The organism is Pseudomonas arabinosi (assembly GCF_047758675.1).
GTDB lineage: Bacteria > Pseudomonadota > Gammaproteobacteria > Pseudomonadales > Pseudomonadaceae > Aquipseudomonas > Aquipseudomonas arabinosi.
On sequence record NZ_CP180480.1, the window covers coordinates 6,343,828 to 6,369,977 of the forward strand.

At 59.6% G+C, this 26,150-nt stretch carries 19 protein-coding genes, 1 tRNA gene and 1 pseudogene; 4 read left to right on the forward strand and 17 right to left on the reverse strand.

What is annotated here, in order from left to right; genetic code table 11:
* Positions 1–140 precede the first annotated feature (140 nt).
* Positions 141–506: an endonuclease domain-containing protein gene (locus ACMXYJ_RS29510; protein WP_415757977.1), complete on the forward strand. Its 366-nt coding sequence runs from the start codon at positions 141–143 to the stop codon at positions 504–506.
* 204 nt (positions 507–710) lie between these two features.
* Here ACMXYJ_RS29510 and ACMXYJ_RS29515 read toward each other — a convergent pair whose 3' ends face one another.
* The 4 genes from ACMXYJ_RS29515 to ptsP all read right to left on the reverse strand — a co-directional run bounded on the left by ACMXYJ_RS29515 (position 711) and on the right by ptsP (position 8,003).
* Entirely contained in the window at positions 711–2,252 is a 1,542-nt protein-coding gene (locus ACMXYJ_RS29515; RefSeq protein ID WP_415757978.1) for an alkaline phosphatase D family protein, read from the reverse strand.
* A gap of 197 nt (positions 2,253–2,449) precedes the next feature.
* Complete coding sequence (locus ACMXYJ_RS29520; RefSeq protein WP_415757979.1) at positions 2,450–4,189, reverse strand: PTS fructose-like transporter subunit IIB; 1,740 nt, start codon at positions 4,187–4,189, stop codon at positions 2,450–2,452.
* Between the two features lie 11 nt (positions 4,190–4,200).
* Positions 4,201–5,142, reverse strand: a complete 942-nt coding sequence (pfkB, locus tag ACMXYJ_RS29525) for a 1-phosphofructokinase (protein ID WP_415757980.1) — start codon at positions 5,140–5,142, stop codon at positions 4,201–4,203.
* Positions 5,142–8,003, reverse strand: a complete 2,862-nt coding sequence (ptsP, locus tag ACMXYJ_RS29530) for a phosphoenolpyruvate--protein phosphotransferase (RefSeq protein ID WP_415757981.1) — start codon at positions 8,001–8,003, stop codon at positions 5,142–5,144. Before ptsP ends, pfkB begins: the two co-directional genes overlap by 1 nt.
* A gap of 301 nt (positions 8,004–8,304) precedes the next feature.
* Between ptsP and cra the strand changes: the two genes are divergently transcribed.
* A complete protein-coding gene (cra, locus tag ACMXYJ_RS29535) occupies positions 8,305–9,300 on the forward strand; it encodes a catabolite repressor/activator (RefSeq protein ID WP_046045803.1) in 996 nt (331 codons plus the stop codon).
* Between the two features lie 3 nt (positions 9,301–9,303).
* Positions 9,304–10,080 (forward strand): TatD family hydrolase, encoded by a 777-nt coding sequence (locus tag ACMXYJ_RS29540; protein WP_415757982.1) that lies wholly within the window; start codon positions 9,304–9,306, stop codon positions 10,078–10,080.
* A gap of 40 nt (positions 10,081–10,120) precedes the next feature.
* On the opposite strand, the gene ACMXYJ_RS29545 is transcribed toward ACMXYJ_RS29540, so the two are convergent.
* The 5 genes and pseudogenes from ACMXYJ_RS29545 to ACMXYJ_RS29565 all read right to left on the reverse strand — a co-directional run bounded on the left by ACMXYJ_RS29545 (position 10,121) and on the right by ACMXYJ_RS29565 (position 16,018).
* On the reverse strand, positions 10,121–11,050 hold the full coding sequence (locus tag ACMXYJ_RS29545; RefSeq protein WP_415760823.1) for a methyl-accepting chemotaxis protein: 930 nt from the start codon (positions 11,048–11,050) through the stop codon (positions 10,121–10,123).
* Positions 11,027–12,118, reverse strand: a pseudogene (locus ACMXYJ_RS29550) (methyl-accepting chemotaxis protein); the annotation flags it as partial. The gene ACMXYJ_RS29545 and the pseudogene ACMXYJ_RS29550, both read right to left, overlap by 24 nt.
* A gap of 216 nt (positions 12,119–12,334) precedes the next feature.
* Positions 12,335–13,171 carry a regulatory signaling modulator protein AmpE gene (gene ampE / locus ACMXYJ_RS29555; RefSeq protein WP_415757983.1) on the reverse strand — a complete coding sequence of 279 codons (837 nt, stop codon included), beginning with the start codon at positions 13,169–13,171 and terminating at the stop codon, positions 12,335–12,337.
* Between the two features lie 2 nt (positions 13,172–13,173).
* Entirely contained in the window at positions 13,174–13,743 is a 570-nt protein-coding gene (gene ampD, locus ACMXYJ_RS29560; RefSeq protein ID WP_415757984.1) for a 1,6-anhydro-N-acetylmuramyl-L-alanine amidase AmpD, read from the reverse strand.
* Positions 13,744–13,807: 64 nt separating this feature from the next.
* Positions 13,808–16,018, reverse strand: a complete 2,211-nt coding sequence (locus ACMXYJ_RS29565; RefSeq protein WP_415757985.1) for a DUF1631 domain-containing protein — start codon at positions 16,016–16,018, stop codon at positions 13,808–13,810.
* A 283-nt stretch (positions 16,019–16,301) separates the two neighbouring features.
* On the opposite strand from ACMXYJ_RS29565, the gene nadC reads away from it, so the two are divergent.
* Entirely contained in the window at positions 16,302–17,150 is an 849-nt protein-coding gene (nadC, locus tag ACMXYJ_RS29570) for a carboxylating nicotinate-nucleotide diphosphorylase (protein WP_415757986.1), read from the forward strand.
* Between the two features lie 100 nt (positions 17,151–17,250).
* Here the strand turns inward: nadC and ACMXYJ_RS29575 are convergent, their stop codons facing one another.
* From ACMXYJ_RS29575 to nusA, 8 genes are all read right to left on the reverse strand, one after another.
* A complete protein-coding gene (locus ACMXYJ_RS29575; RefSeq protein ID WP_415757987.1) occupies positions 17,251–17,556 on the reverse strand; it encodes a DUF6388 family protein in 306 nt (101 codons plus the stop codon).
* 137 nt (positions 17,557–17,693) lie between these two features.
* A tRNA-Thr gene (locus ACMXYJ_RS29580) sits at positions 17,694–17,766 on the reverse strand.
* A gap of 138 nt (positions 17,767–17,904) precedes the next feature.
* On the reverse strand, positions 17,905–20,010 hold the full coding sequence (pnp, locus tag ACMXYJ_RS29585; protein WP_046045794.1) for a polyribonucleotide nucleotidyltransferase: 2,106 nt from the start codon (positions 20,008–20,010) through the stop codon (positions 17,905–17,907).
* A gap of 197 nt (positions 20,011–20,207) precedes the next feature.
* Complete coding sequence (rpsO, locus tag ACMXYJ_RS29590) at positions 20,208–20,477, reverse strand: 30S ribosomal protein S15 (RefSeq protein WP_003176135.1); 270 nt, start codon at positions 20,475–20,477, stop codon at positions 20,208–20,210.
* Between the two features lie 117 nt (positions 20,478–20,594).
* Positions 20,595–21,512: a tRNA pseudouridine(55) synthase TruB gene (truB, locus tag ACMXYJ_RS29595; RefSeq protein ID WP_415757988.1), complete on the reverse strand. Its 918-nt coding sequence runs from the start codon at positions 21,510–21,512 to the stop codon at positions 20,595–20,597.
* A gap of 3 nt (positions 21,513–21,515) precedes the next feature.
* Entirely contained in the window at positions 21,516–21,917 is a 402-nt protein-coding gene (rbfA, locus tag ACMXYJ_RS29600) for a 30S ribosome-binding factor RbfA (protein WP_008149016.1), read from the reverse strand.
* 159 nt (positions 21,918–22,076) lie between these two features.
* Positions 22,077–24,605 (reverse strand): translation initiation factor IF-2, encoded by a 2,529-nt coding sequence (infB, locus tag ACMXYJ_RS29605; RefSeq protein WP_415757989.1) that lies wholly within the window; start codon positions 24,603–24,605, stop codon positions 22,077–22,079.
* A 27-nt stretch (positions 24,606–24,632) separates the two neighbouring features.
* Positions 24,633–26,114: a transcription termination factor NusA gene (gene nusA / locus ACMXYJ_RS29610; protein ID WP_008024459.1), complete on the reverse strand. Its 1,482-nt coding sequence runs from the start codon at positions 26,112–26,114 to the stop codon at positions 24,633–24,635.
* Positions 26,115–26,150: the final 36 nt, after the last annotated feature.

A 26,150-nucleotide genomic window follows, 5' to 3' on the forward strand; every position in this document is an offset into this window, starting at 1 on the left:
GCATTGAAAACAGTGAAGATCGGCTCCCTTTCCCCCTCTCCCCCATGGGGAGAGGGCTGGGGTGAGGGGTGGCTCTACAGGCAAACGACAAAACCTCGGCTACAGTAAAACCTCCATCCCCCTTCACACGGACGTGAAGCATGCCCACCCGCCCCACTCCCAACCAACGCCAATTCGCCCGTCATCTGCGCGCCAACCAAACCGACTGCGAACTGCTGCTCTGGCAAAAACTTCGTTCTCGGCAAATCGCCAATCTGAAATTCCGTCGGCAGTTTCCATGCCCGCCGTACGTCCTGGATTTTTATTGCGTGGAACTGAAGTTGGCCATCGAACTGGATGGTGGTCAGCATTACGAGACGGCGGTAAAAATTCATGACCGGCGTCGAACGCTTTACCTTAAGCAGCAAGGTATTGAGGTTGTGCGGTTCAGTAATCTGGAGGTAATTGAGCGTATGAGTGAAGTGCTTGAGCAGATCCTGAGGTTTGCTGTGAATCGAACGTCGTGATTCTGATCTTAAATCCCCCCCTCACCCTAACCCTCTCCCAGAGGGAGAGGGGACTGACCGTGGGTTTCTGTAGAAACTCTGCGACCTGAAAGTGCTGCGTTGAATCCATAATCGACTCGGACGTTCAGGTCGATGTATAGCGCAAGACACCTCGGTCGGCCCCCTCTCCCCGTGGGGAGAGGGCTGGGGTGAGGGGTGGTTCTATCAGACTGGCTGCAATTTCTGTTCGAAAACAGAAACCCCATCCAAATCCCGCAACACCACACTCATCTCCCCCGTCTGCCCATCAATATTCACCTCACCAAAAAACTGAAACCCGGCAAACGGCGAGGTGTTCTGTGCCGGAGGTGCTTTCTCGAACACCACTTCCGGGCCAAAGGTCTTATCCAGCGAATCAGGCCCGAAACTCCCCGCATTCAAAGGCCCGGCGACAAACTCCCAGAACGGTTCGAAATCCTGAAACGCCGCACGGTCCGGGTGGTAATGGTGCGCGGCGCAGTAATGCACATCCGCTGTCAGCCAGACAAAATTGCGCACCTGCTGCGCACGCAGAAAACCCAACAATTCGGCGATTTCCAGTTCACGTCCCTGGGCCGGTCCCGGATCGCCATTGGCCACGGCTTCCCAACGCATCACACCGGGACTGACTTCACCATCCGATACGCCGAGGCCGATCGGCATATCAGCAGCGATGACTTTCCACTGGGCCTTGGAGGCCTTCAACTCACGCTTGAGCCAGTCCAGCTGCTCTCGGCCAAGGAACGGTTTAGCGGCACCCAGGTTGTCGTCATTGGCCCCGCGATAGCTGCGCATATCAAGTACAAACACATCGAGCAATGGCCCATAACCGAGCTTGCGATAAATCCGCCCGCCGCCGTCGGCGCGCTGCAACCGCATCGGTGCGTATTCGAGCCAGGCCTGACGCGCTCGACCAACCAGGCTGTGGATATCTTTGCTCTTGTAGCGATCATCCAACGGCTTGCCCGGCGACCAGTTGTTCACCACTTCGTGGTCGTCCCACTGCCAGATCTGCGGCACCTCGGCGTTGAAGCGGCGGATGTTTTCGTCCATCAGGTTGTAGCGGTAGTTGCCGCGATAATCGTCGAGGGTTTCCGCGACTTTGCTCTTGGCTTCAGTGGTGATGTTGCGCCACACGCGGCCGCTCTCTGTGGTGAGCTGCGCAGGTATGGGACCGTCGGCGTAGATGGTGTCGCCGCTGTGGATAAAGAAGTCTGGCAGGCGCAAACGCATGGCTTCGTAGATGCGCATGCCGCCGATGTCCGGGTTGATGCCGAAGCCCTGGCCGGCGGTGTCGCCGCTCCAGACGAAACGGATGTCGCGACGGGTTTGCGGCACGCTGCGCAGATGGCCGAACCAGGGCTCGCTGGCGACGCCGCTCTGGACGTCTTCGAAGTGCACGCGGTAGAAAATCGCCTGGTCGGCGGGCAGGCCCGTGAGTTCGACACGGGCCGTGAAATCGGTATTGGACACGGCCAATGGCGAGACAAAACGACGAGGGTTGCTGAACAGGCTGCGGGTGTCCCATTCCACCACCATTCGCGCAGGGCGATCGCATCGACTCCAGATCATCGCCCGGTCGCCCAGCACGTCGCCGGACTGCACGCCATCGGTGAGTTGCGGACGATCCTTGACCGAAGCAATCACCGCCGGCGCCAGGCCTGGCAACAACAGCCCGGCGCCGACGGCTTGTATGACACGGCGGCGGCCGAGGTCGAATTCGCTCATGGTGTTCTCCCTGAAAAGGAAAACTTAAACACGTGCGCATGAAGCCGGTGTGACACAAAAATCTGCCAACACCACTGATCCCCTGTGGAAGCGAGCTTACTCGCGATGACTGACTAACATTCACCCAATATGTTGGCTGAAAGACCGCTTTCGTCGGAACGCCGCCCGGAGCAAGCTCGCTCCCTCAGGGGTTTGTGTCAGGCCTTGGCGGGTTCTAGTGCCAACTCCACCGTCTCCGGCCGCTTGAGCACCGCATACGCCACCGCCGTCAGCAAACTCCCAGCCACAATCGCCAGCAAATAAAGCAGCGCATGATTGATCGCATTCGGGATCGCCAGTACGAACAATCCGCCGTGCGGCGCCATCAGTTTGCAGCCGAAATACATCGACAATGCACCAGTCAGCGCACCACCGGCAATGCTCGCCGGGATTACCCGCAGCGGGTCTTTCGCGGCAAACGGAATCGCGCCTTCGGAGATAAAGCACAGCCCCAATACCAACGCCGCTTTACCGGCCTCGCGTTCGGTCTGGGCAAACTTGCGCCGCGCGATAAACGTAGCGATGCCCAGGCCAATCGGCGGCACCATGCCGGCCGCCATGGTCGCGGCCATCGGTGCATAACTTTGCGACGCCAGCAGCCCTACCGAGAACGCATAGGCGGCTTTGTTGATCGGCCCGCCAAGGTCGACGCACATCATCCCGCCCAGCAACACACCGAGCAGAATCGCGTTGGTGGTGCCCATGCTGTCGAGGAAGTTCGTGAGGGCTTCGAGCATCCCGGCCACCGGTTTTCCGACCACGTAGATCATCACCAGACCGGTGAACAGACTCGCCAGCAACGGGATGATCAGGATCGGTTTCAGCGCCTCAAGACTTTGTGGCAAACGCGCATAACGGTTGATCGCCTGCGCCGCGTAACCGGCGATGAAACCGGCAATGATCCCGCCGATAAAACCGGCGCCCAACGTGCTTGCCAGCAGACCACCAATCATCCCCGGCGCCAGGCCCGGACGGTCGGCGATCGAGTAGGCGATGTAACCCGCCAGCAGCGGCACCATCAGCTTGAACGCGGTCTCGCCGCCGATCTGCATCAGCGCCGCCGCCAACGTGCCGGGTTCCTTGAACGCAGTGATGCCGAACACGAACGACAAGGCGATCATCAGACCGCCCGCCACCACCATCGGCAGCATGAACGACACGCCGGTCAGCAAGTGTTTGTAGACGCCACTTTTCTCTTGCTTGGCCGGGCCTTTGGCGCCGGTCGATACGGTTTCCTGCGTGCCTTCGGCCAACGCTTTATTCAGCGTCGCTTCAGCTTGTTTGAGGGCGATGCCGGTGCCGCAACGGTAAATCTTCTTGCCGGCAAAACGCTCGGTGGCGACTTCGATATCGCAGGCCAGCAGCACTACGTCCGCATCGGCAATCGCTGCGGCGCTCAACGGATTGCGCGCACCGACCGAGCCCTGAGTTTCCACTTGCAGGTCGTAACCCAGACGCTTGGCCGCTTGCTGCAAGGCTTCGGCGGCCATGAAAGTGTGAGCGACGCCGGTCGGGCACGCGGTAATCGCGACCAGACGCGGCGCGTTTTTTACGAGGGCGGCAGGCTCGGCCACGGCTTCGGGGGCGACGTAAACCTGAGCCTCTTCAGCACCGCGACGCAGCACCGCTTCAACATCTTGCAGGGCTTGCGCCGGAGTGCTTTGGAACACCCGTTTGCCGACGAATCGCGACATATCCACCGGCGCGCTGGTCACCAGCAACACCCACTCGGCCGCCTCGATCGTGGCCGCCGACAATTGGCGTTCCGGGTGCGCGGCATCGTTGACTTCGACACTGGTGCTCCAGCCCTGACGCTGGGCCGCCGCATCAAGCAGACGGGCGCACAGCACACTGGTGACCATGCCGTTCGGGCAGGCCGTAACAATGGCTAACTTCATGACAAACCCTCTTATTGTTCTGTCAGGGTGCGCATGCGCACGCCCTGTTCGAGCCGCGCCAACTGCGTGGCGTCGCCGATACCGAAACCGATCTGGGTGACCGCCATCGCGGCAATCGCCGTGGCGGTGCGCAAGGTCTGTTCAGGCGTGTCGGCGCTGAGCAGACCGTGGAGCATGCCGGCCAGTAACGAATCGCCTGCGCCCACGGTGCTGACGACACTGACCTGGGGCGGCGTGGCATGCATCGCCGAGCCGACACTGAACCAGTTCACACCATCGGCGCCGTCGGAGATCACCACGTGCTCGATGCCTTGAGCGTGCAAGCGACTCGCGGCTTCAGCCTGTGCGGCCACCGAAACCACCTCGCAACCCAGCGCGTCGGCCAGCTCTTCGGTATTCGGCTTGATCAGCCACGGGCCAGCCTTGAGCGCCGCCCGCAAGGCTTCACCACTGGTGTCCAGCGCCACGTTCAAACCGAGATTTTTCAAACGCACAATCAACGCCTGCAACCACTGAGCACTGATGCCTTGAGGCAGGCTGCCAGCAACGACGACCGCGTCATGACCGGGCGCAATCTGATCAAGTCGGTCAAGCAACGCCTGCTGCGCGGCTTCACTCACCAAGGGTCCGGGACCGTTGATGTCGGTGATGCGTCCATCGCTTTCCGCCAGTTTGATGTTGCTGCGCGTCTCACCCGGAACACGGATGAATGCGTCGACAAACCCGCGTTTGGCGAACAGGGTTTCGAACGCTTGAAGGTTGTCTTCCCCGAGGAAACCGCTGACCGTGAGCTGATGCCCGAGGTCCGCCAGCACTTGTGCCACGTTCACGCCTTTACCGGCGGCATGCGTGTGCATCTCGTCGCTACGGTTGACTTGGCCGGGGACAAGTAGCGGCAACTGGACGGTGAGGTCCAGCGCCGGGTTGAGGGTCAGGGTCAGGATCTTGGCCATTACAGGGCCTCCACTAATGCGCGCACTTCATTGGCGCTGCCCACGGCCAGGGCCTGTTGGGCAAGGATTTGGGTCTGGGCCAGGCTGAGTTCGCGAACCCGCGCCTTGACCTCGGCAATGCTGCGACCTGAGACACTGAGCTCATCCACACCCAGACCGACCAGCACCGGCACCGCCAGCGGATCGGCCGCCAACTCGCCGCACACGCCCACCCACTTGCCATTGGCATGCGCCGCTCGCACGGTGATGTCGATCAGTTGCAGCACCGCCGGGTGCAAGCCGTCAGCCTGGGCCGACAAGGTCGGATGACCACGGTCGATGGCCAGGGTGTATTGGGTCAGGTCATTGGTGCCAACGCTGAAGAAGTCGACCTCTTTGGCCAGCACCGGCGCCAGCAATGCAGCCGACGGCACTTCAATCATGATCCCCAGTTGCAGGTCGGCAACCGGAATTTCCAGGCGCAGACGTTCGGTCATGTCCCGCGCCTGGCGCCATTCTTCGACGCTGCCGACCATGGGAAACATGATCCGCAGTGGACGGTTGTCCGCCGCACGCAGCAACGCGCGCAATTGCGCTTCCATGATGTGCGGACGCTGCAAGGTCAGGCGAATACCGCGCACGCCGAGGAACGGGTTTTCTTCTTTGGCGATCGGCCAATACGGCAGCGGTTTGTCACCACCGACATCGAGCGTACGCACCACCAGCGGCCGACCGGCCAGGCCATCGAGGACGCGACGGTATTCGACTTCCTGGGTTGCCTCGTCCGGCGCTTGCGAATGGGCCATGAAAATCAGTTCGGTGCGCAGCAGGCCAATGCCTTCGGCGCCCTGCTCCACAGCGCTGGTGACACCCGCGCTTTCGCCGATGTTGGCGAACACTTCGACTGCATGACCGTCGGTGGTCAGTGCCGGTTGATGACGTTGTTCGGCGGCTGCTTTCAGACGCTGCTCGCGGGTGTCGCGCTCTTCGGTGGCGCACTGCAAGGTCGCCGCGTCGGCGTCCACGTGCAGGCGGCCGCGTTGGCCATCAATCAGCAACGGCGTGCCCGGCGCCAGCAGCAACACGGCCGGCCCGGCGCCGACCAGCGCCGGAATACCAAGGGCTCGGGCGACAATCGCGCTGTGAGCGGTGGCGCCGCCACGGGCGGTGAGGATGCCGGCGACACGCGCAGGATCAAGGCGGGCGACGTCGGACGGACCGACTTCATCCATCACCAGAATGTACGGTTGCTCAGGCTCGCTCGGGGTTTCGACGCCACTCAATTGCGCCAATACCCGACGGCCGATATCACGCAGGTCGGCGGCGCGCTCGGCGAGCAAGGCGTCCTGCAGCGATTCCTGTTGTTTGGCCGCCGCCTCAATCACCGCCATCCACGCCGCTTCAGCGCTTTCGCCCTGCTTGAGACGGGTGTCGACTTCATCGGTCAATTCCGGGTCGTCGAGCATTTCCTGGTGGGTGATGAAGATCTCACGAATGGCCTTGGACTTGCTGCGTTCGATCAGGCCTTCGATGTCGCGCCGCACATCCGCCAACGCCTGTTGGAGACGCTCTCGCTCGATGGCGGCAGACTCACCGCGCAGCGGGTATTCAATGGTTTGCAGCACTTGAATGTGCGCCGGGCCGATGGCGATGCCCGGTGCGGCGGCGATGGCCTGAACCAGACTGCCGGAGGCCGGCGCGAGGATTACCTCGGCCACATCGGCGATCACTTCGCGCTGCTGGCTCACGGCTGGCAATGGCTCGACTTCTTCACCGAGACCTTCTTCGATGGCGGCCAGCAAGGCTGGCAAGGCATCGGCGGCGATGCTTGGTTCGGCGATGAATTCCAGCACCTGACCGCGACGGGCACCGAGGCTGAGCAGTTTGCTCAAGCTCTTCACCGACACCGCGCTGTCCTGGCCATCGACGATGCGTACGCGGATTTCACCTTCAAAACTTTTCGCCAGTTGCGCGAGGATTTTCGCCGGACGTGCGTGCAAGCCGTGGGCGTTGGCCAGGGCGATACGAGCGCTGGGCCAATCGGCCGGCAGCTCACCGCCCAGGACTTCGAGGACTTTACGGCTGCTGGTGGCGCGGCCCAATTCGTGGCCGCGACCCTCGATCAGCAACGCACAAAGGCGTTCGAGCAAGGCCTGATGGGCTTCACCAAGACTGGCCAGACAGAACAGACCGCTGAGCGGCTGGCCGAGGTAGCGCATGGGTTTATCCGGCGTGACGAAGGCCAGGCCCGGACGCTTGACCGTTTGTTCGCTGTGCAACCACCACAGGCCATCGCCCAGGGGCAGCGCATCAACTTGTTGCAACACGGCCGAGAAACCGTTGCTCACGCAGTCGGCCTGACGCAGCAATCGCGCACCGCGCCAGACCAACTCTTCGAAGTCATCGGCGGACACACCGAGGCCGATCATCTGTGCATCCAGCGCCAGTTCTTGCGGCGCGCCTTGCAACAGTTTCAGCAAGGCTTCGGCGGAACTGGCGCGACGCAGCGCTTGGCCCAGGTCGGTTTCGCCAAGGGCGCGGGTCAGCAGTTGCAACAGGCGCAGGTGCTCGTCGGATTTGGCCGCAATACCGATCGCCAGATAGACGATCTGACCGTCGCCCCAGTCCACGCCTTCAGGGAACTGCATCAGCCGCACGCCGGTGGAAAACACCAGATCGCGGGTTTCCGGCGTACCGTGGGGGATGGCAATACCTTGACCGAGAAAGGTCGAGCCCTGGGCTTCGCGTGCCTGCAACCCGGCGAGATAACCCTCGGCGACCAGGCCATCGGTGACCAGATGCTGGGCCAGCAAATGCAACGCTGCGGACTTATCCACAGCCGATTGGCCCATGGATATCTGCTCTATGGTGAGCTCGAGCATGCTTTCTCCTTTTTGGCGTCTTGTGACGCCAGGTATTGTTTTGAATGATTCAGCTTAGGCTCTTAGACACACCTTTTCAGGGGCAGTTTTGGCGGTTTCGCGGCAGAACCGACAAAGGAGCCTGTAACGTAGAAAATACGCTTGCTGAAACGTTTAATCTAGAATGATTGGCACGTTACTCGATAATGTCTCATCCTTGAAGTCCAATTGTCGGATGCGTCGCGACGATGGTCGTCTGCCTTAATCGGGTAGGATTGGCGAAAATGTCGAGGCTAGCTCGAAAAAACAAGGAAAACCCGGGTTGAAACTCAGTGATATCGCCCAGTTGGCCGGTGTGTCCGTTACCACCGCCAGCTACGTCATCAATGGCAAGGCAGAACAACAACGTATCAGCAGTGCCACCGTCGAGCGCGTGCGCGCGGTCGTCGAACAACATGGCTTTACGCCCAATCCCCAGGCTGCCGGGCTGCGCAGTCGGCACACCCGCACCCTGGGTTTCATTCTGCCGGACCTGGAAAACCCCAGTTACGCGCGAATCGCCAAACTGCTGGAACAAGGCGCACGGGCTCGCGGCTATCAGTTGCTGATCGCCAGTTCCGACGATGCGCCGGACAGCGAACGGCAATTGCTGAAACTGTTCCGGGCCCGACGCTGTGATGCGTTGATCGTTGCCAGTTGCCTACCAGCCGGCGATGACAGCTATCGCCAATTGCAGGCCAAAGGTATTCCGATCATCGCGATCGACCGGGTCATGGAGCCTGAGCATTTCTGTTCGGTGATCAGTGATGACCGCGAGGCCAGCCTGCAACTGACCCGCAGTCTACTGGACCCGCTGCCCAAGCAGATCGCACTGATTGGCGCACGCCCCGAACTGAGCATCAGCCAGGAGCGGGCGGGCGGTTTTAAAGATGCGTTGGACGGGTTCAAAGGCGAGGTGCTGATCGAGCACGGCGAGTCGTTCAGCCGTGAGTGCGGCAAACAGTTGATGGAAGAACTGCTACAGCGTCTGGGCCATTTGCCGGATGCGCTGGTGACCACGTCCTACGTGCTGCTTCAGGGCGTATTCGATGCCTTGCACGACTTCCCGCTCAAAACCCGCCCGCTGCGACTCGGCACATTCGGCGACACGCAGTTGCTGGATTTCCTGCCGCTGCCGGTCAACGCCATGGCCCAGCAGCATCAGCTTATCGCCGACAAAGCGCTGGAACTGGCCCTGGCCGCCATCGAGCAATCGGATTACCGACCCGGCGTGCAGGCCATCGCGCGGACCTTCAAGCAGCGTATTCGCCAGGACTGAACCGTGGAGCTGATCGACAGCCATACTCATCTGGATTTTCCGGACTTCGACGAGGATCGCGCGGCGTTGTTGGCCGAGAGCCGCGCCCTCGGGGTACGGCGGATGGTGGTGCTGGGGGTTTATCAGGGCAACTGGCAGCGGGTCTGGGATCTGGTGCAAAGCGATCCCGACCTGCATGCGGCGTTCGGTCTGCATCCGGTGTATCTGGATGATCATCGCTCTGAAGATTTACACGAACTGGGTGATTGGCTGACCCGGTTGGCGGGTCATCGGCAGTTGTGCGCGGTGGGCGAGATCGGTCTGGATTACTTCATCGAAACCCTGGACCGTGAACGCCAACAGGCATTGTTCGACGCGCAACTGCAACTGGCGGCGGACTTCAATCTTCCCGCGCTGATTCATGTGCGACGCAGCCACGCGGCGGTGATTGCCACGCTTAAACGGTTTCGCTTGAAACGCGCGGGAATCATTCATGCCTTCGCCGGCAGCAAAGAAGAAGCCCGCGAATACATCAAGCTCGGTTTCAAACTAGGCCTGGGCGGTGCCGCGACCTGGCCTCAGGCCCTGCGCATGCACCGTGTGCTTGCCGACTTGCCGCTTGAATCGGTGGTACTGGAAACTGATTCGCCGGATATGGCGCCCGCCATGTTCCCCGGCCAACGCAACAGCCCGGCCCATCTGCCGGCGATCTGCTCGGCACTGGCCGGGATCATGGCCATCAGCCCTGAGCAATTGGCCGCTGCCAGCACGGCCAATGCTTGTGAGTTGTTTAACTGGTAGTCAGTCGCTGCAAATCCCACAGGGGAACCGGTTCCAGGCTTTAAACCCGGAACGCGCTGATCAATTGCTTCAATTCCACCACCTGAGCCGACAACGCGCGACTGGCATCCTCGGTCTGGTGTGCACCTTCGGCGGTACGCTCACCGGCGCGGTTGATTTCGACAATATTCTGGTCGATGTCATGGGCCACGGCGGTCTGCTGCTCTACCGCTGCGGCAATTTGCTGGTTTTGATCGACGATCATGCCGACGGCACCGAGGATGTTTTCCAGCGCTTGCTGAACCTTTTCCGACTGCCCCACCGTGCCGCTGGCCATCTGATGACTGGTCCCCATCGCCTTCACCGCAGCGCCGACACCGCTGTGCAGCTTGGCGATCATCTGCTCGATTTCCTCGGTCGATTGCTGGGTGCGCTTGGCCAGTGTCCGGACCTCGTCCGCCACCACCGCAAAACCACGGCCCTGCTCACCAGCCCGAGCGGCTTCGATGGCCGCGTTGAGGGCCAATAGGTTGGTCTGTTCGGCGATGCTCTTGATCACCTCCAGCACGCGGCTGATGGATTGGCTGTCGCTGGCCAGTTGATTGATCACCAACACCGACTGATCGATCTCAGTGGCAAGGGCTGCGATGCTGCCCTGCTGGGATTCCACCAGCCCGCGCCCGCTGATGGTCTCGTCATTGACGCTATGGGCGCTGCTGACCGCTGCCGCGGCACTGCGTGCCACCTCAAGTGAGGTAGCCGACATCTGGTTCATGGCCGTGGCGACCTGCTCGATCTGCGAGCGCTGCCCCGCCACCGCCTGGTTGCTCTGGGCGGAAACGTTCTCCACCTGCCCGGCCTGGCGCTCGACCTCAGTGACGGTCTGGCCGACCCGCTCGATCAGGTCATGGATTTTCTTCACGGTGCCGTTGAACACCTCGCCCAACTCGCCCAGTTCATCGCGGCTGTTGGCGCTGAAAGTCACCGTCATGTCGCCGGCCGCGACTTTGTCCATCACCGCGCCAAGACGCTTGAGGGTGGTGCGGGTCGAAGCGTAGAAGCCGCCGTAGAGGTAAAAAATCAACACAAACACCACCGACAACGCCACGGCCTGCAAGACCATATGGGTGCGGTTCTGCTCCAGTCGCTGTTGCAGCTGGGTGCCGAGAAACTTCAGGGTGGCTTCATTGAGTTGGTAGGTCTGGTCCATCAGGCCCGTGACCTGATCGTAAAAGCCCTGCCACGGCGCATCCAGCGTGTCGGCCATCACCACCTGCTCTTCGAACAGTTCACTGGCCTTTTTCAACGACGCCTTGCTGCTATCGGCCTGAGCCGCCAGGGTTTCCCGTGCTGCTTTGCTGGAGCCCAGCGCGTCCTGCAACTTCAGGGCATATTCGGCCTGCTGTTTTTCAATCTGCGCCAGCAACTCATCAAAACGGGTACTCGATGCCGAGTTGAGAAAGCCCTGTCCCAGCGAAAAAGAGCCCATCGCCCGGCCTTCGCCCAGAAGCTGGGTCACCGGCGGGGTGACATTGGTAATGAGTTCGCTCAGCTGGCGCATGTCGCTCTGGGTGTCGCGGCTGAGGCCGGCCTGACTGGCGATGATCTGGCTGAAAATTTGCGCGTTGCCAAGCAACTTGCCGATCATCGCGCTTTTGCTTTGCAGGGAGTTTTCCGCTTGCTGGGCCTTGAATGCGGCGATCATTTCATCGCGCTTGCCATCGAAAACCAGGATTTGCTCAGGGTCAGCGGTCATCGCCGTCAGCCCTTGCAAACGGGTCAGCACACTTTGCCCCAGGGTACTGATCTGCGGCTCGACATTGCCGGCCTTGCCGGATTGACCGAGGGTGACGTTGATCTGCACCAGGTTGTTCAGGGTTTCCAGATCGCGCCGTAACGTCAGGCTGCTGCCCAGCAGGTCGAGGCTTTGCAGTTCGACCCGGGTGCCCTGGAATTCTCGATAAGAATCGCGTACCAGATAGAAGTTAGTCACCAGCATCGGCACAAGGAACAGCACGCTGATCAGGCTGAACTTCATGCCAAAGCTCAGGCGGTTCATCAGCGCGACGGCGGGATAGAGCAAGCTCTTCACTGGAAGTCTCCCTTCGATTTCTTATTTTTATTGGCAGGCGCGGGTCGAGAGCAGATAGCCACTATTCGGCGCTGTCTCTGTATAGCTTAAATCGGCGGGAGGTTTTGTAACTTAAGGTTAACGGGGGGGCTTTGCCCCCAGCGGGAGCAAGCTCCCTCGCCACAGATGGAGTTCACTGCGTTATTACGGAAGGACGGTCCACAACGCAAAACCGGCGTACCAGAGCACCGCCGCGCGCAGCAACAATTCCCAGATCCGGTCAAGGCTGTTGATGCCGTCAGGCCCGACCATCGGCGCCGGGATTTCACCGGCCACCAGCCCGACCTTCTCGATCAATTGGGCGGCGCTGATGTTCCAGTTCAGCAGCTCGTGCAGCATCACCCGGCCGACCGCGACAAAGTTGCCGACCAACGCAAAACTTGCCGCCAACAAACGCACCGGCACCCAGTCGAACGCATGACGCAGTTGTGCCGCGCGCTCGACCACGGCCGGGTTCTGCCCGTGTTCTTCGGCCAGGGCCAGCAGTCGATAGCTCAGGGCTGCGACCGGGCCCAGCAGGAAGTACCAGAAAATCACCGCGAAAAAGCTCTGATACGCCTCCCACAGCAGATGCCCTTCGACCCGTTCCAGCAGTTGTTCGCCACTATCGGCGCAAATACCCAGGTCGCGGTTCGCCACGAGAGCGGCCGCTTCCAGGTCTTCCCGGCGCCAGGCATCGCGAAACGGCCCGAGACCGGCCAGCAGATCACCGCGGCCCAGACTGTAAATCACCACCAACAGGTGCACCGGCAACGCCAGCAGACCGTAAGCCACCGGGTCCAGTACCAGTAGAAGCAAAGCCAGCAGTGCCACTGGCAACAACACCAGGATCACCAAAATCAGCCATGGACTCTTCGCCAGGCGCGGATTGACCTCAAGCTTGTTCAGCTCGCGAACCCATCCACCATCGCGCTGAATCCGATGACGCAGGGCCGAGAACTTCTCGATCCAGACCGCCAACAGCAACACCAGAAAACTCATTGTTACTCCTTATTTTCCAGACCAGCTTTTGCCAGAGCCGCGCGATAGCGTGCCCAGTCAAACGCCGGTCCCGGATCAGTCTTGCGCCCGGGCGCGATGTCGCTATGCCCGCAGATGCGTTGTGCGGTGATACCCGTGAAGGCGCTTTGCAGCTGCCGGGTCAGGGTCGTCAACGCTTGATACTGAGCATCGCTGAACGGCAGATCATCCGTGCCTTCAAGTTCGATGCCCACGGAAAAATCGTTACAGGTTTCCCGCCCTTCGAAACTCGAGACGCCGGCATGCCAGGCACGCTCAAGACAAGAGACAAACTGAGTGACGGTGCCGTCACGTTCGATCAGAAAATGCGCAGACACACGCAGGTCGGCGATCCCTTCAAAGTAGGGATGCTCCGTGACATCCAGACGATTCTGGAAAAATTCCTGCACCTTGCCGGTGGCGAATTGCGCAGGCGGCAGGCTGATGTTGTGGATCACCAGCAGGGAAATTTCGCCCTCGGGGCGCGCATTGAAGTTGGGCGAGGGGCAAATATCTACGCCCTGACACCAACCGCTCGCGGGATCCAACTGCATACAGGTTCCTTCAACGACGACTGTGTTGGCGCCCAGTATGCCGTGATAGACCCTCGGGGCGCGATCACTTGCCGTGATTGAGGCGCCGCAGATTGCCGATCACCGACTCCAGCGCCCGGTCGAACAGCAAGGTGTCGTCCAGCGCGCGCACCGCGCCACGCCGGAATTCCAGCGCCAGGCCGGTGCGGCTGCGCTCCAGCACTTTCATCCCGGTGCGATTGACGAAAATGTACTTGCCGGTGGCTTCAATGATCGCCGCCAGCTTGCAGCGAAGGGTGTTTTCCTCGTCTTCCTGAAACTCGACCCAGCACCCCAACCGCAGTTGATCGACCTGAAGCAGACCGGCATCGTCCTCCGGCAAGCGCACTGACGCCGTATCGACCGGCCCTTCGTCGGCGGTTCGCAGGACGACTTCCTGCCGCACTTCGACCATTACCGGTGTATCGACAGACTGCTCAAGCTTTTGCCCTGGACGTTCGAACAGCTGAACGTGCAAGGCTTCCAGCTCACTGAAAAATTCGCTGGTGGCGAACGGATCGAAGGCCGAACTGCTCAGCCCGTCGCGCAACGACTTGAGCAACCCAGGCACCAGCGCCAACAAGCGCAGACTCGCATCGGATTCATCATGACGTTGCACGCTCCAGATCAATTGTTCCATGGACTGCACATCGGCGTGCCACTCGGACGACTGATCGCCGTGCTTGAGACAGGTCAGCAGCAGCACTTGGCTCCACGCTTCCTGGACAAACACCACCACCCGCTGCGGCAACACTCTGCCCAATAAGGCCTGATTCAGCACCTGTTCGACGCGCTGGCGGGCCAGTTCAGTCCTGGCGCGGCCTTCTTCGGCGTCACGGGTGCGTTGCTCCAGCAGCTCACTGCGACGGCGCTCGTCGCTGGTGAAGGCGAGAAAATCCGCGAGCAATTCGGAAAAGACCGCCGGATCATCGACAAAATCGTTCAGCAGCCGTTGCACCACTTGCTCGATGCGCAGATACAGGCTGTCGCGTTCATGGTCATCGCACTCACCCCAGCCCATGGCTGCGGTGGCGATTTCATTGAGCAGGCGTCGGGCCGGGTGACTGCTGCGGCTGAAGAAGCTCTTGTCGAGCACCGCCACTTTCAGCATCGGGATCTGCAGGCGGCCAATCAACGCCTTGAGCGAGTCCGGCAGGTTGCGGTCATCGAGGATGCATTCGAAAAGCATGGCGATCAGGTTGATCACGTCTTCGTCAGCCACTCCGACCACGCGAGACTTGCCACTTTTGACGCTGACCCGGGTCAGCAGTTGTTCGAGCTGGTTTCGCAGATCGAAGTCGTCCTGGGCTTCCGGCGTCGGCACGTATTGCTGCAAGTGCGAGAGCAGGCGCATGAGGTCACGGGTGGAAATCGGCTGTGTCTGGGCACTGGCTTCAAGGGTTGGCGCGACACTGCCACGCACGTGAAGCAGCAACTCCTGCAACGCCGCGAAGACTTCCTGCACGCTGTCGTCGGTCGGCGGGCCACCAGCGCGGGTGTTGGCCGGCGCGGGCTCAGCTGCGCCCCTGGGCGCCGCACGATCCATGGCCCGACGCGCAGGGGCGGGCTTAAGGTCGGGTAAAACACCGGTGGCGGCCAGCAACTGATTGGCTTCGGCGTAGAGCTGATTGGCATCCCTGAGCACATAGCGCTCGAACAGTTTGAGGATGATCAGCTTGACCTTGATCTCCACCCCCAGGTTGCGCCCGGCCTGCAAAAAATACTCGCAAAGCATCGCCGGCCCCATCGGGTTGTGCCGATCGAGCAGTTCCCTGCCCAGCAGTGCGCTGAGTCGGGCGGTCAGGTGGTTCAGGGCGAAGCCGTCGCGGTTCAGCACTTTGCTGACCATCGCGTCCACGGCCACGCTGCGTTCCATGTCGTCATCGGGCAGCGCCACCGAGGCGTCGAAGACCAACGACTGGGGCGAGGCAGACTGAGTGATGTCGTATTGGGTGAGGCTGACAAAAGCCTCGAAGAATTGTTCGAGAAAGCCACGTTCGATGTTTTTGCGCTTGAGGCGCAAGTCGCGCATGGCTTCGAAGAAGAGGTTCTGTTCGACGTCATTGCGGGCCCGGTCGGCCATTTCGAACAGCGTGTCGTCGGCGTTATCGAACAGCTCCTGCAAGCCATGCCTGAGCTGTTGAGCGGCCTTGTCGCGAACCTGAAGCAGAATCACAGGCAGGCGGGCGAGCGGCGAAGGAGTCGCCTGGTCGGTAGCAACCTTGTGCAAAGGCACTACATTCCCGTCGTTGTGCATTCAGGCCTCCTGAAAAGGTGAGTCTTCGAAGTCGTCAATCCAAATCCACGTCAAAGCCATGACGTCAAAAGCAAGGCGGATTATCTTGCAAAAGATGTCCCCTCTACCAGCAGACTCTGCGTTTCCCATTGAAATAGACGCTTATGGCAGACGCTGACTTAGTGCCGATTGCTCAGGCGAATCGACCAAATGCAGGTTTCAGGGCGATGGGAATACGTCTGATGCCTTGGGTTGCCCGCCGCCATGCCCCTATAATCTGGCCACTTTGTTTGTGGAGTCCGTTATGCCGAATCTACGTCTCGCCGATTTGACCGCCGAAATCGAAGCCAACGTGCGCCGTGCGTTGCTCGAAGACATCGGCAGCGGCGACATCACCGCACAGCTGATCCCGGCCGAACGCCTGGCCAAAGCCACGATCATCACCCGCGACGCTGCCGTCATCTGCGGCACAGCCTGGGTTGATGCAGTATTTCGGCAGCTGGATCCACGTGTTGCGGTGCACTGGGAAGTGCGCGATGGCGAGCGGGCGAAACCCAATCAGGTGCTGTTCCACCTCGAAGGCCCGGCGCGCTCGCTACTGACGGGCGAACGCAGCGCGCTGAACTTCCTGCAGTTACTGTCTGGCGTGGCCACGCGCGCGCAATACCTGGCGGATTACGTTGCCGAGACTCAGGTGAAGTTGCTCGACACCCGTAAAACCTTGCCGGGGCTGCGTCTGGCGCAGAAGTACGCCGTGACCTGCGGCGGGTGCCATAACCACCGCATCGGCCTGTACGACGCCTTCCTGATCAAGGAAAACCATATTGCCGCCTGCGGTGGCATCCCGGAGGCCATCAAAGCCGCGCACAAGATTGCCCCGGGCAAACCGGTGGAGATCGAAGTGGAAAGCCTGGACGAGCTGAAGGAAGCCCTGGCGGCCGGGGCCGACATCATCATGCTCGATGAGTTGAGCCTGGATGACATGCGCGAAGCCGTGCGTCTGAACGCAGGCAAGGCGAAACTGGAGGCCAGCGGCGGTATCAACGAAAGCACGCTGCTACCGATCGCCGAAACCGGGGTGGATTACATCTCGATTGGTGCGATGACCAAGGATGTGAAGGCAGTCGATCTGTCGATGCGCCTGAGCCTTTGATTGAAAAATGTGGGAGCGAGCTTGCTCGCGATGGCGGCATAACAATCAACAATGATGTTGAATGTCAGGGCCTCATCGCGAGCAAGCTCGCTCCCACAGGTCAGACCACCAGATTGTTCATCTCGCAGTACTCTTCCCACTCGACGCCCAACACCTCGGCAGCCTCCTTGTGCAGAACAAGGCGCGCAGCCTCGAACTCTTCAGGGGTTGAGGTGTACTTGAGCGTCAGTTCCCACGGCTGCAAGCCCTGGGATTCCGCCTCATCCTCGAATGCCCACTGGATCTGGTCTTTCTGATCGTCGGCGGGCAAGTCCTTGATCTCTTCGGCTAGCTGGGGCGATTCCAGCAAGTACTTTTTCAGCGCTTCTGCGTGTCTGGCTTCTTGGGTCACTTCTTTAACGGTCATGGCGTTCTCTTTGATCTGGGGAATGGAAGATGGATCTGGATCATCAAGGATCTCTCTGACGCAAAAAAACCGTTTGAAGCCCGGTTTATCTGGCCTTCAGAACCATTCGGGATCATCTGAAAACAACGTGTCGCTCGTGCCCGAGACAGGAATCGAACCTGCGACCTTCGCGTTACGAGTGCGCTGCTCTACCAACTGAGCTACACGGGCAGTGGGCTAAACCTAGCACTGACTTTGGGGTCAGGCAACTTCATGGCTCGTCTCATTTTTTTGCAGGCAAAAAAATGCCCCGCAGCTTTCACTGCGGGGCATTTTTATAACGTTGGAGCGGTCAGGCGTGGGGAGTGATTAAACGCCCGAAGCCTTGGCTGCTGCTACGTCTTTGATGGACAGCTTGATACGGCCGCGGTTGTCCACGTCCAGTACCAGTACTTCCACTTCCTGGCCTTCTTTCAGGATGTCGGTCACTTTCTCGACGCGAGCGTCGCTCAGCATCGAGATGTGAACCAGACCGTCCTTGCCAGGCAGGATGTTGACGAATGCGCCGAAGTCGACGATGCGCTCAACCTTACCGACGTAGATCTTGCCGATTTCAGCTTCTGCGGTGATGCCCAGAACGCGCTGACGTGCAGCTTCAGCAGCTTCCTTGGTTTCGCCGAAGATCTTGATCGAGCCGTCGTCTTCGATGTCGATCGAAGCCTTGGTCTCTTCACAGATCGCACGAATGGTCGCGCCGCCTTTACCGATGACATCACGGATTTTGTCGGTGTCGATTTTCATCGCGATCATGGTCGGAGCATTTTCCGACAGTTCGGTACGCGACTGGCCAATGATCTGGTTCATCTGACCGAGGATATTCAGGCGCGCTTCCAGGGCTTGGCCCAGAGCGATTTCCATGATTTCTTCGGTGATGCCTTTGATCTTGATGTCCATCTGCAGCGCGGTAACACCTTTGGCGGTACCGGCTACTTTGAAGTCCATGTCGCCGAGGTGGTCTTCGTCACCCAGGATGTCGGTCAGGATGGCGAACTTCTCGCCTTCTTTAACCAGACCCATGGCGATACCGGCAACCGGTGCCTTCATCGGAACGCCGGCATCCATCAGGGCCAGGGAAGCGCCGCAGACCGAAGCCATGGAGCTCGAACCGTTGGACTCGGTGATTTCCGACACAACACGAATGGTGTACGGGAACACGTCAGCGGCAGGCAGCATGGCTGCAATCGAACGACGGGCCAGACGGCCGTGACCGATTTCGCGACGACCAGCGCCACCCATGCGACCACACTCACCTACCGAGAACGGAGGGAAGTTGTAGTGCAGCATGAACGGGTCTTTTTTCTCGCCTTCCAAGGTGTCCAGCAGTTGTGCGTCACGGGCAGTGCCCAGTGTTGCAACAACCAGGGCCTGGGTTTCGCCACGAGTGAACAGTGCCGAACCGTGGGTCTTAGGCAGAACACCAACTTCGATGTTCAAAGGACGTACGGTCTTGGTGTCGCGGCCATCGATACGTGGCTTGCCGTTTACGATGTTTTCGCGAACGGTGCGGTATTCGATTTCGCCGAAAGCGGCTTTGACTTCGCTGGAAGAAGGCTGGCCTTCTTCACCGGACAGCTTGGCAACAACCTGGTCTTTCAACTCACCCAGGCGAGCGTAACGGTCGGCCTTGATGGTGATGGTGTAAGCCTGGGAGATCGCGTCGCCGAACTCGGCACGGATGGCGCCCAGCAGAGCGGTGGCTTCTGGCTGTGGAGTCCAGGTCCAGGTTGGCTTGGCCGCTTCGGCAGCCAGTTCTTTAACGGCGTTGATCACAACCTGGAACTCGTCGTGAGCAAACAGTACCGCGCCCAGCATCTGGTCTTCGGTCAGCTCTTTGGCTTCCGATTCAACCATCAACACGGCTTCCGACGTACCGGCAACGACCATGTCCAGGCTCGAAGCTTTCTGTTGTTCGTAAGTCGGGTTCAGCAGGTAGCCGGTGCTTTCGTGGAACGCAACGCGTGCACAGCCAATAGGGCCATCGAAAGGAATGCCGGAGATAGCCAGGGCAGCCGAGGTACCGATCATCGCAGCGATGTCCGGATCGGTCTTCTTGCTGGTGGAAACGACGGTGCAGACAACCTGCACTTCGTTCATGAAGCCTTCTGGGAACAGCGGACGGATCGGACGGTCGATCAGTCGGGAAGTCAGGGTTTCTTTCTCGGAAGGACGGCCTTCACGCTTGAAGAAACCGCCAGGGATCTTACCGGCAGCGTAAGTTTTTTCCTGGTAGTGAACGGACAGAGGGAAGAAGCCCTTGCCTGGATCAGCTTGCTTGGCGCCGACCACAGTCACCAATACGCTGACGTCGTCGTCAACGGTGACCAATACTGCGCCGGAGGCCTGACGGGCGATACGGCCAGTCTCGAGGGTAACGGTCGACTGACCGAACTGGAATTTTTTGATTACCGGGTTCACGGTGTCCTACCTTCTTTTGTGGCTCTTGGGGAACTTGTCTTCTTGCGAAATTCTTGGGCAACGCCGGGAATCGGCCCGACTGTCATTGTCCAGATAAAGCAGGTATCCAGATAAAACTTGAGGCTGGGAGCCTGCCATGCGCCAGCGGGAAACCCACTGACGTACGACAGACAACCAACCTCTAGCGCAATCGCTTATTAGCGACGCAGACCCAGGCGACCGATCAGAGCCTGGTAACGACCCAGATCCTTGCCTTTCAGGTAGTCCAGCAGCTTACGACGCTGGTTTACCATGCGGATCAGACCACGACGGGAGTGGTGATCTTTACCGTTGGCCTTGAAGTGACCTTGCAGCTTGTTGATGTTGTGGGTCAGCAGTGCAACTTGCACTTCTGGCGAACCAGTGTCACCAACAGCTTGCTGGTAGTCAGCTACGATTTGAGCTTTTTCTTGAACGTCGAGAGCCATGAGGCAATCCTTTTATCAGGAAACTGTTTCAAAGAAACAGCTTCAACAGGCCAGGGACAAATCCCTGTATCTAAAAATGAGTAGTGACCGTGCCTGTTAACAGCCACCCTCGTTCGGTCATTCTGACCGAATCAGTCGACGTGGCGCGATGCGCCCGTCTTCGCTCACTTCACCGATACCGATGAAGCGACCATTGTGATCCTGTACCCGTACCATGCCGAACTTCGGTGCATCCGGGGCTCGTACCGGTTGGCCATTAAGCCAGTAGAACGAGCTGTGCTCCGAGAACTGCAACAGTGGCCAATCCAGCAGACCGCTGTCCGATGGCATCAGGAAGCGGTCGACCGCTTCGTTGCCGCCTTCGGCATGTACCGCTTCCAACTCTTCAAGCGTGACCGTCTGGGCCAGCGTGAAAGGCCCGGCCTGGGTACGTCGCAGTTCAGCAACGTAAGCGCCACAACCGAGTTGCTCACCGATATCCTCCACCAGGGTGCGGATATAGGTACCTTTGGTGCAATCCACTGCAAGCCGCGCAGTATCACCTTCAAAGGCCAGTAATTCCAAGCGCGTAATAGTAACAGAACGCGGTTCGCGCTCCACTACTTCACCTGCCCGCGCCAGCTTGTACAACGGCTGGCCATCACGTTTGAGCGCCGAGTACATGGGCGGTATCTGACTGATTTGCCCACGAAATTTCGGCAGCACTGCTTCGACATCGACGCGACCAACGGTCACCGGGCGCTCCAGCAAAACATCACCCTCGGCATCGGCCGTGGTGGTGGTCTTGCCCAGTTGCGCCAGGGTTTCGTAACCCTTGTCGGAATCGAGCAGGTATTGCGAAAACTTGGTGGCCTCACCGAAGCACAACGGCAACACGCCGGTGGCCAGCGGATCGAGACTGCCGGTGTGCCCGGCCTTCTCGGCGTTCAGCAGCCAGCGGACCTTCTGCAACGCCGCATTGGAGGTGAACCCCAGTGGCTTGTCGAGCAGGATGATGCCGCTGACGTTACGACGGATACGTTTGACCTGAGCCACCGATTACTCCTTGGTGTCTTCGGCTTCTGCCGCAACCGGATGCTGATTGTCTTCAGCTACTGCACGTTCGATCAATGCCGACAGATGAGCACCACGCACGACGCTTTCGTCATAGTGGAAGTGCAGCTGCGGAACGCTGCGCAACTTCATTTCGCGAGCCAACTGCATGCGCAGGAAACCGGCGGCGGAGTTGAGCACCTTGATGCTTTGCGCGATGTCTTCGGCGTTGTCCTGCCCCATCACGGTGATGAAGATCTTGGCGTGACCGACGTCACGGCTGACTTCAACAGCGGTAATGGTGACCAGGCCGACGCGCGGGTCTTTGACTTCACGACGGATCAGCTGTGCCAGCTCACGCTGCATCTGATCGCCGATACGTTGGGTACGGCTGTATTCTTTTGCCATGTCTTGTTACCTGTTACTGCCCCACGGTGAAACCCGAAGGGTCTGAAAGCGGCAAACGCCCGGCCTGACAAAAGCCAGACCGGGCGTTGCGTTTAGAGTCCTGACGCCGTGCCGCGCACTTGCATGCGGCGGCTCGTCGTGGCCCTTGAAGTGCGCGAGTTAGAGGCTGCGAGCAACCTGAACCTTCTCGTAAACTTCGATCTTGTCGCCAGCTTTGACGTCGTTGTAGCTCTTGACGCCAATACCGCATTCCATGCCGGCACGTACTTCGGAAGCGTCATCCTTGAAGCGGCGCAGGGATTCCAGCTCGCCTTCGAAGATAACGATGTCTTCACGCAGTACACGGATTGGACGGTTACGGTGAACAACACCTTCGATAACCATGCAACCGGCGATCGCGCCAAACTTCGGCGAACGGAACACGTCACGCACTTCAGCGGTACCCAGGATGTTCTCGCGAACATCGCTGCCCAGCATACCGGTGAGGGCTTTCTTGACGTCTTCGATGATGTCGTAGATCACGTTGTAGTAACGCATATCCAGACCTTCCTGCTCGACGATCTTGCGAGCGCCAGCATCGGCACGCACGTTGAAGCCGAACAGTACAGCGTTGGAGGCCAGTGCCAGGTTGGCGTCGGACTCGGTGATACCACCGACACCGCCACCGACAACACGCACTTGCACTTCGTCGTTACCCAGGCCGTTCAAGGCACCGTTCAACGCTTCCAGCGAACCACGGACGTCGGATTTGAGGACGATGTTGAGCGTCTTCTTCTCTGCCTGACCCATGTTCTCGAAGATGTTTTCAAGCTTGCCAGCGTGAGCACGGGCCAGTTTGACTTCGCGGAACTTGCCTTGACGGAACAGAGCCACTTCACGGGCTTTCTTCTCGTCCGACAGCACGCTCATCTCGTCGCCAGCGTCCGGGGTACCGTCCAGGCCGAGGATCTCGACAGGGATGGAAGGACCGGCTTCCTTGATTGGCTTGCCGTTCTCGTCGAGCATGGCACGTACACGGCCATAGTTCGAACCGACCAGCACCATGTCGCCTTGGCGCAGGGTACCGTCTTGAACCAGAACGGTTGCAACCGGGCCACGACCTTTGTCGAGACGCGATTCAACCACGACGCCACGGCCAGGAGCCGAAGGAGTCGCTTTCAGTTCCAGCACTTCAGCTTGCAGCAGAACAGCTTCAAGCAACTCGTCCACGCCAGTACCGACTTTCGCCGAAACCGATACGAACGGGGTGTCGCCGCCCCACTCTTCCGAAGTCACGCCGTGAACCGACAGTTCGCTACGGATGCGATCGAGATCAGCGCCTGGCTTGTCGATTTTGTTCACTGCAACAACCAGTGGAACACCGGCAGCCTTGGCGTGCTGGACCGCTTCAATGGTCTGCGGCATTACGCCGTCGTCCGCTGCAACGACCAGGATCACGATGTCAGTCGCCTTGGCACCACGGGCACGCATTGCGGTAAACGCGGCGTGACCCGGGGTATCGAGGAAAGTGACCATACCGCGATCAGTTTCAACGTGGTACGCACCGATGTGCTGGGTGATACCGCCGGCTTCGCCAGCAGCTACCTTGGCACGACGGATATAGTCGAGCAGCGACGTCTTACCGTGGTCAACGTGGCCCATTACGGTCACGACTGGCGCACGGGAGAACGTCTCACCTTCAAACTTCAGGGACTCGGCCAGGGAGTCTTCCAGGGCGGTGTCGCTGACCAGGGTCACTTTGTGGCCCAGTTCTTCGGCTACCAGTTGAGCAGTTTCCTGATCAAGCACCTGGTTGATGGTCGCTGGAGTACCCAGTTTGAACATGAACTTGATGATTTCAGCAGCCTTGACCGACATCTGATTGGCGAGATCGCCAACAGTGATGGTCTCGCCGATCTGCACATCACGCACGACAGGGCCGGTTGGGCTCTGGAAACCGTGAGCGTTGCGTTTCTTCAGCTTGGCCTTGCCGCGACCACCACGACGGAAGCCATCGCTTTCTTCGTCGGTAGTACGTGGGGCAACGCGTGGAGCAGGCGCTTTCTCTTTGACCGAAGCACGATGCGGAGCGTTTTTGCGCTCGCCATCGCTACTGCCACGACGACTGTTATCGTCGGCACGTGGTTTGTCCGGACGGCGCTGTTCGTTCTGCTTGTTGCGAACATCGGCAGACGGCGCTGGTGCAGCAGCCACAACCGGCGCGCTTTCACGTACTGGCTCGGCAACTGCAGCAGGTGCTGCAACGGCGTCGTTAGTAGCGGATTGCGCACCAGCAGGCTGGCGACGCGCTTCTTCTTCGGCGCGACGCTTGGCTTCTTCTTCAGCCTTCTGACGTGCAGCATTTTCTACTGCGCGACGTTCTTCCAGTTCGCGTTTGCGCTCGGCTTCGATTTCTTCCGGGCTGCGCTGTACGAAGACTTTCTTCTTGCGCACTTCAACGCTGATGCTTTTGCTGCCAGCAACACGCAGGGTGCTGGTGGTTTTGCGCTGCAATGTAATCTTGCGCGGTTCTTCCACTTTCGCCTTGTGGCTGCTCTTCAAGTGAGTCAGCAAAGACTGCTTCTCACTATCGCTCACACCTTCATCGGCGGCGGTGTGCGGCAGACCTGCCTCACGCATCTGCTGCAACAGGCGCTCTACCGGTGTTTTGACCTCATCGGCCAGTTGTTTCACCGTGACTTGCGTCATGCACTTCTCTCCTCAGGCCGCGCCTAATTACTCGAACCAGTGGGCTCGGGCGGCCATGATCAACTTGCCGGCACGATCATCGTCAATGCCGTCGATGTCGAGCAGATCGTCAATAGACTGCTCGGCCAGGTCTTCGCGGGTAATTACGCCGCGCACCGCCAGTTCCATCGCCAAATCCTTGTCCATACCCTCAAGCGAGAGCAGGTCTTCGGCCGGATGGGCGTCTGCCAGCTTTTCCTCAGTAGCGATGGCTTTGGTCAACAAACGATCCTTGGCGCGAGCGCGAAGCTCGTTGACGGTTTCTTCGTCAAAGCCGTCGATGTTGAGCATTTCTTCCAACGGTACGTAGGCAATCTCTTCCAGGCTGGTAAAGCCTTCATCTACCAGCACCTGTGCCAGGTCTTCGTCGACTTCCAGCTCGTCGATGAAGTTGCGCAGGATGTCGCCGGTTTCTGCTTGCTGCTTAGCCTGGATGTCCGATTCGGTCATCACGTTCAGGGTCCAGCCAGTCAACTGGCTAGCCAGACGCACGTTCTGACCACCCCGACCAATGGCCTGAGCCAGATTGTCTGCGCCAACGGCGATGTCCATTGCATGGGCATCTTCGTCAACGATAATTGCCGCCACTTCAGCCGGCGACATTGCATTGATTACAAACTGAGCCGGGTTGTCGTCCCACAGGACGATGTCCACACGCTCACCGCCCAACTCACCCGACACTGCCTGGACGCGCGAACCGCGCATACCGATGCAAGCGCCTTGCGGGTCGATGCGTTTGTCCTTGGAGCGGACCGCGATCTTGGCGCGCGAACCCGGGTCACGGGATGCTGCCATTACTTCGATCAGGCCTTCAGCGATTTCCGGCACTTCGATGCGGAACAACTCGATCAGCATTTCCGGCGCGGTACGCGACAGGATCAGCTGCGGGCCGCGGTTCTCGGTGCGGATTTCCTTGAGCAGCGCACGCAGACGCACGCCAACCCGGAAGGTTTCGCGAGAAATGATGTCTTCACGAGCCAGCAACGCTTCAGCGTTGTTGCCCAGGTCGACGATCACGTTGTCGCGGGTCACTTTCTTCACGGTGCCGGAGATGATTTCCCCCAGGCGCTCGCGATAGGCATCAACGACTTGAGCGCGCTCGGCTTCGCGAACTTTCTGCACGATGACTTGCTTGGCAGTCTGTGCAGCGATGCGGCCGAACTCGATGGATTCGATCTTTTCTTCGACTACATCGCCAACCTGAGCACCAGGATGCGTTTCTGCAACCTTGCTCGGCCAGGTTTCGATGGCCGGATCGTCCAGGTCTGCTTCTTCGACGACCGTCCAGCGACGGAATGTCTCGTAAGCACCGGTGTGGCGATTGATTTCCACACGCAGATCGACTTCGTCCTCGAAACGTTTTTTGGTAGCAGTGGCCAGAGCCAGCTCCAGCGCTTCAAAAATTACGTTTGCCGGTACGCCCTTTTCATTGGATACCGACTCAACAACCAGCAGTACTTCTTTGCTCATCGTACGCCTCGCCTTTCGCAAGCCATTGGATCCGCG

What these genes read in the sequence shown, in the direction of transcription:
- ACMXYJ_RS29510 (WP_415757977.1), top strand. Translation starts at nt 141, where the DNA reads ATGCCCACCCGCCCCACTCCCAACCAACGCCAATTCGCCCGTCATCTG.
- ACMXYJ_RS29515 (WP_415757978.1), bottom strand. Translation starts at nt 2,252, where the DNA reads ATGAGCGAATTCGACCTCGGCCGCCGCCGTGTCATACAAGCCGTCGGC.
- ACMXYJ_RS29520 (WP_415757979.1), bottom strand. Translation starts at nt 4,189, where the DNA reads ATGAAGTTAGCCATTGTTACGGCCTGCCCGAACGGCATGGTCACCAGT.
- pfkB (WP_415757980.1), bottom strand. Translation starts at nt 5,142, where the DNA reads ATGGCCAAGATCCTGACCCTGACCCTCAACCCGGCGCTGGACCTCACC.
- ptsP (WP_415757981.1), bottom strand. Translation starts at nt 8,003, where the DNA reads ATGCTCGAGCTCACCATAGAGCAGATATCCATGGGCCAATCGGCTGTG.
- ACMXYJ_RS29545 (WP_415760823.1), bottom strand. Translation starts at nt 11,050, where the DNA reads ATGACGGTGACTTTCAGCGCCAACAGCCGCGATGAACTGGGCGAGTTG.
- ampE (WP_415757983.1), bottom strand. Translation starts at nt 13,171, where the DNA reads ATGAGTTTTCTGGTGTTGCTGTTGGCGGTCTGGATCGAGAAGTTCTCG.
- ampD (WP_415757984.1), bottom strand. Translation starts at nt 13,743, where the DNA reads ATGCAGTTGGATCCCGCGAGCGGTTGGTGTCAGGGCGTAGATATTTGC.
- ACMXYJ_RS29565 (WP_415757985.1), bottom strand. Translation starts at nt 16,018, where the DNA reads ATGCACAACGACGGGAATGTAGTGCCTTTGCACAAGGTTGCTACCGAC.
- nadC (WP_415757986.1), top strand. Translation starts at nt 16,302, where the DNA reads ATGCCGAATCTACGTCTCGCCGATTTGACCGCCGAAATCGAAGCCAAC.
- ACMXYJ_RS29575 (WP_415757987.1), bottom strand. Translation starts at nt 17,556, where the DNA reads ATGACCGTTAAAGAAGTGACCCAAGAAGCCAGACACGCAGAAGCGCTG.
- rpsO (WP_003176135.1), bottom strand. Translation starts at nt 20,477, where the DNA reads ATGGCTCTCGACGTTCAAGAAAAAGCTCAAATCGTAGCTGACTACCAG.
- rbfA (WP_008149016.1), bottom strand. Translation starts at nt 21,917, where the DNA reads ATGGCAAAAGAATACAGCCGTACCCAACGTATCGGCGATCAGATGCAG.
- infB (WP_415757989.1), bottom strand. Translation starts at nt 24,605, where the DNA reads ATGACGCAAGTCACGGTGAAACAACTGGCCGATGAGGTCAAAACACCG.
- nusA (WP_008024459.1), bottom strand. Translation starts at nt 26,114, where the DNA reads ATGAGCAAAGAAGTACTGCTGGTTGTTGAGTCGGTATCCAATGAAAAG.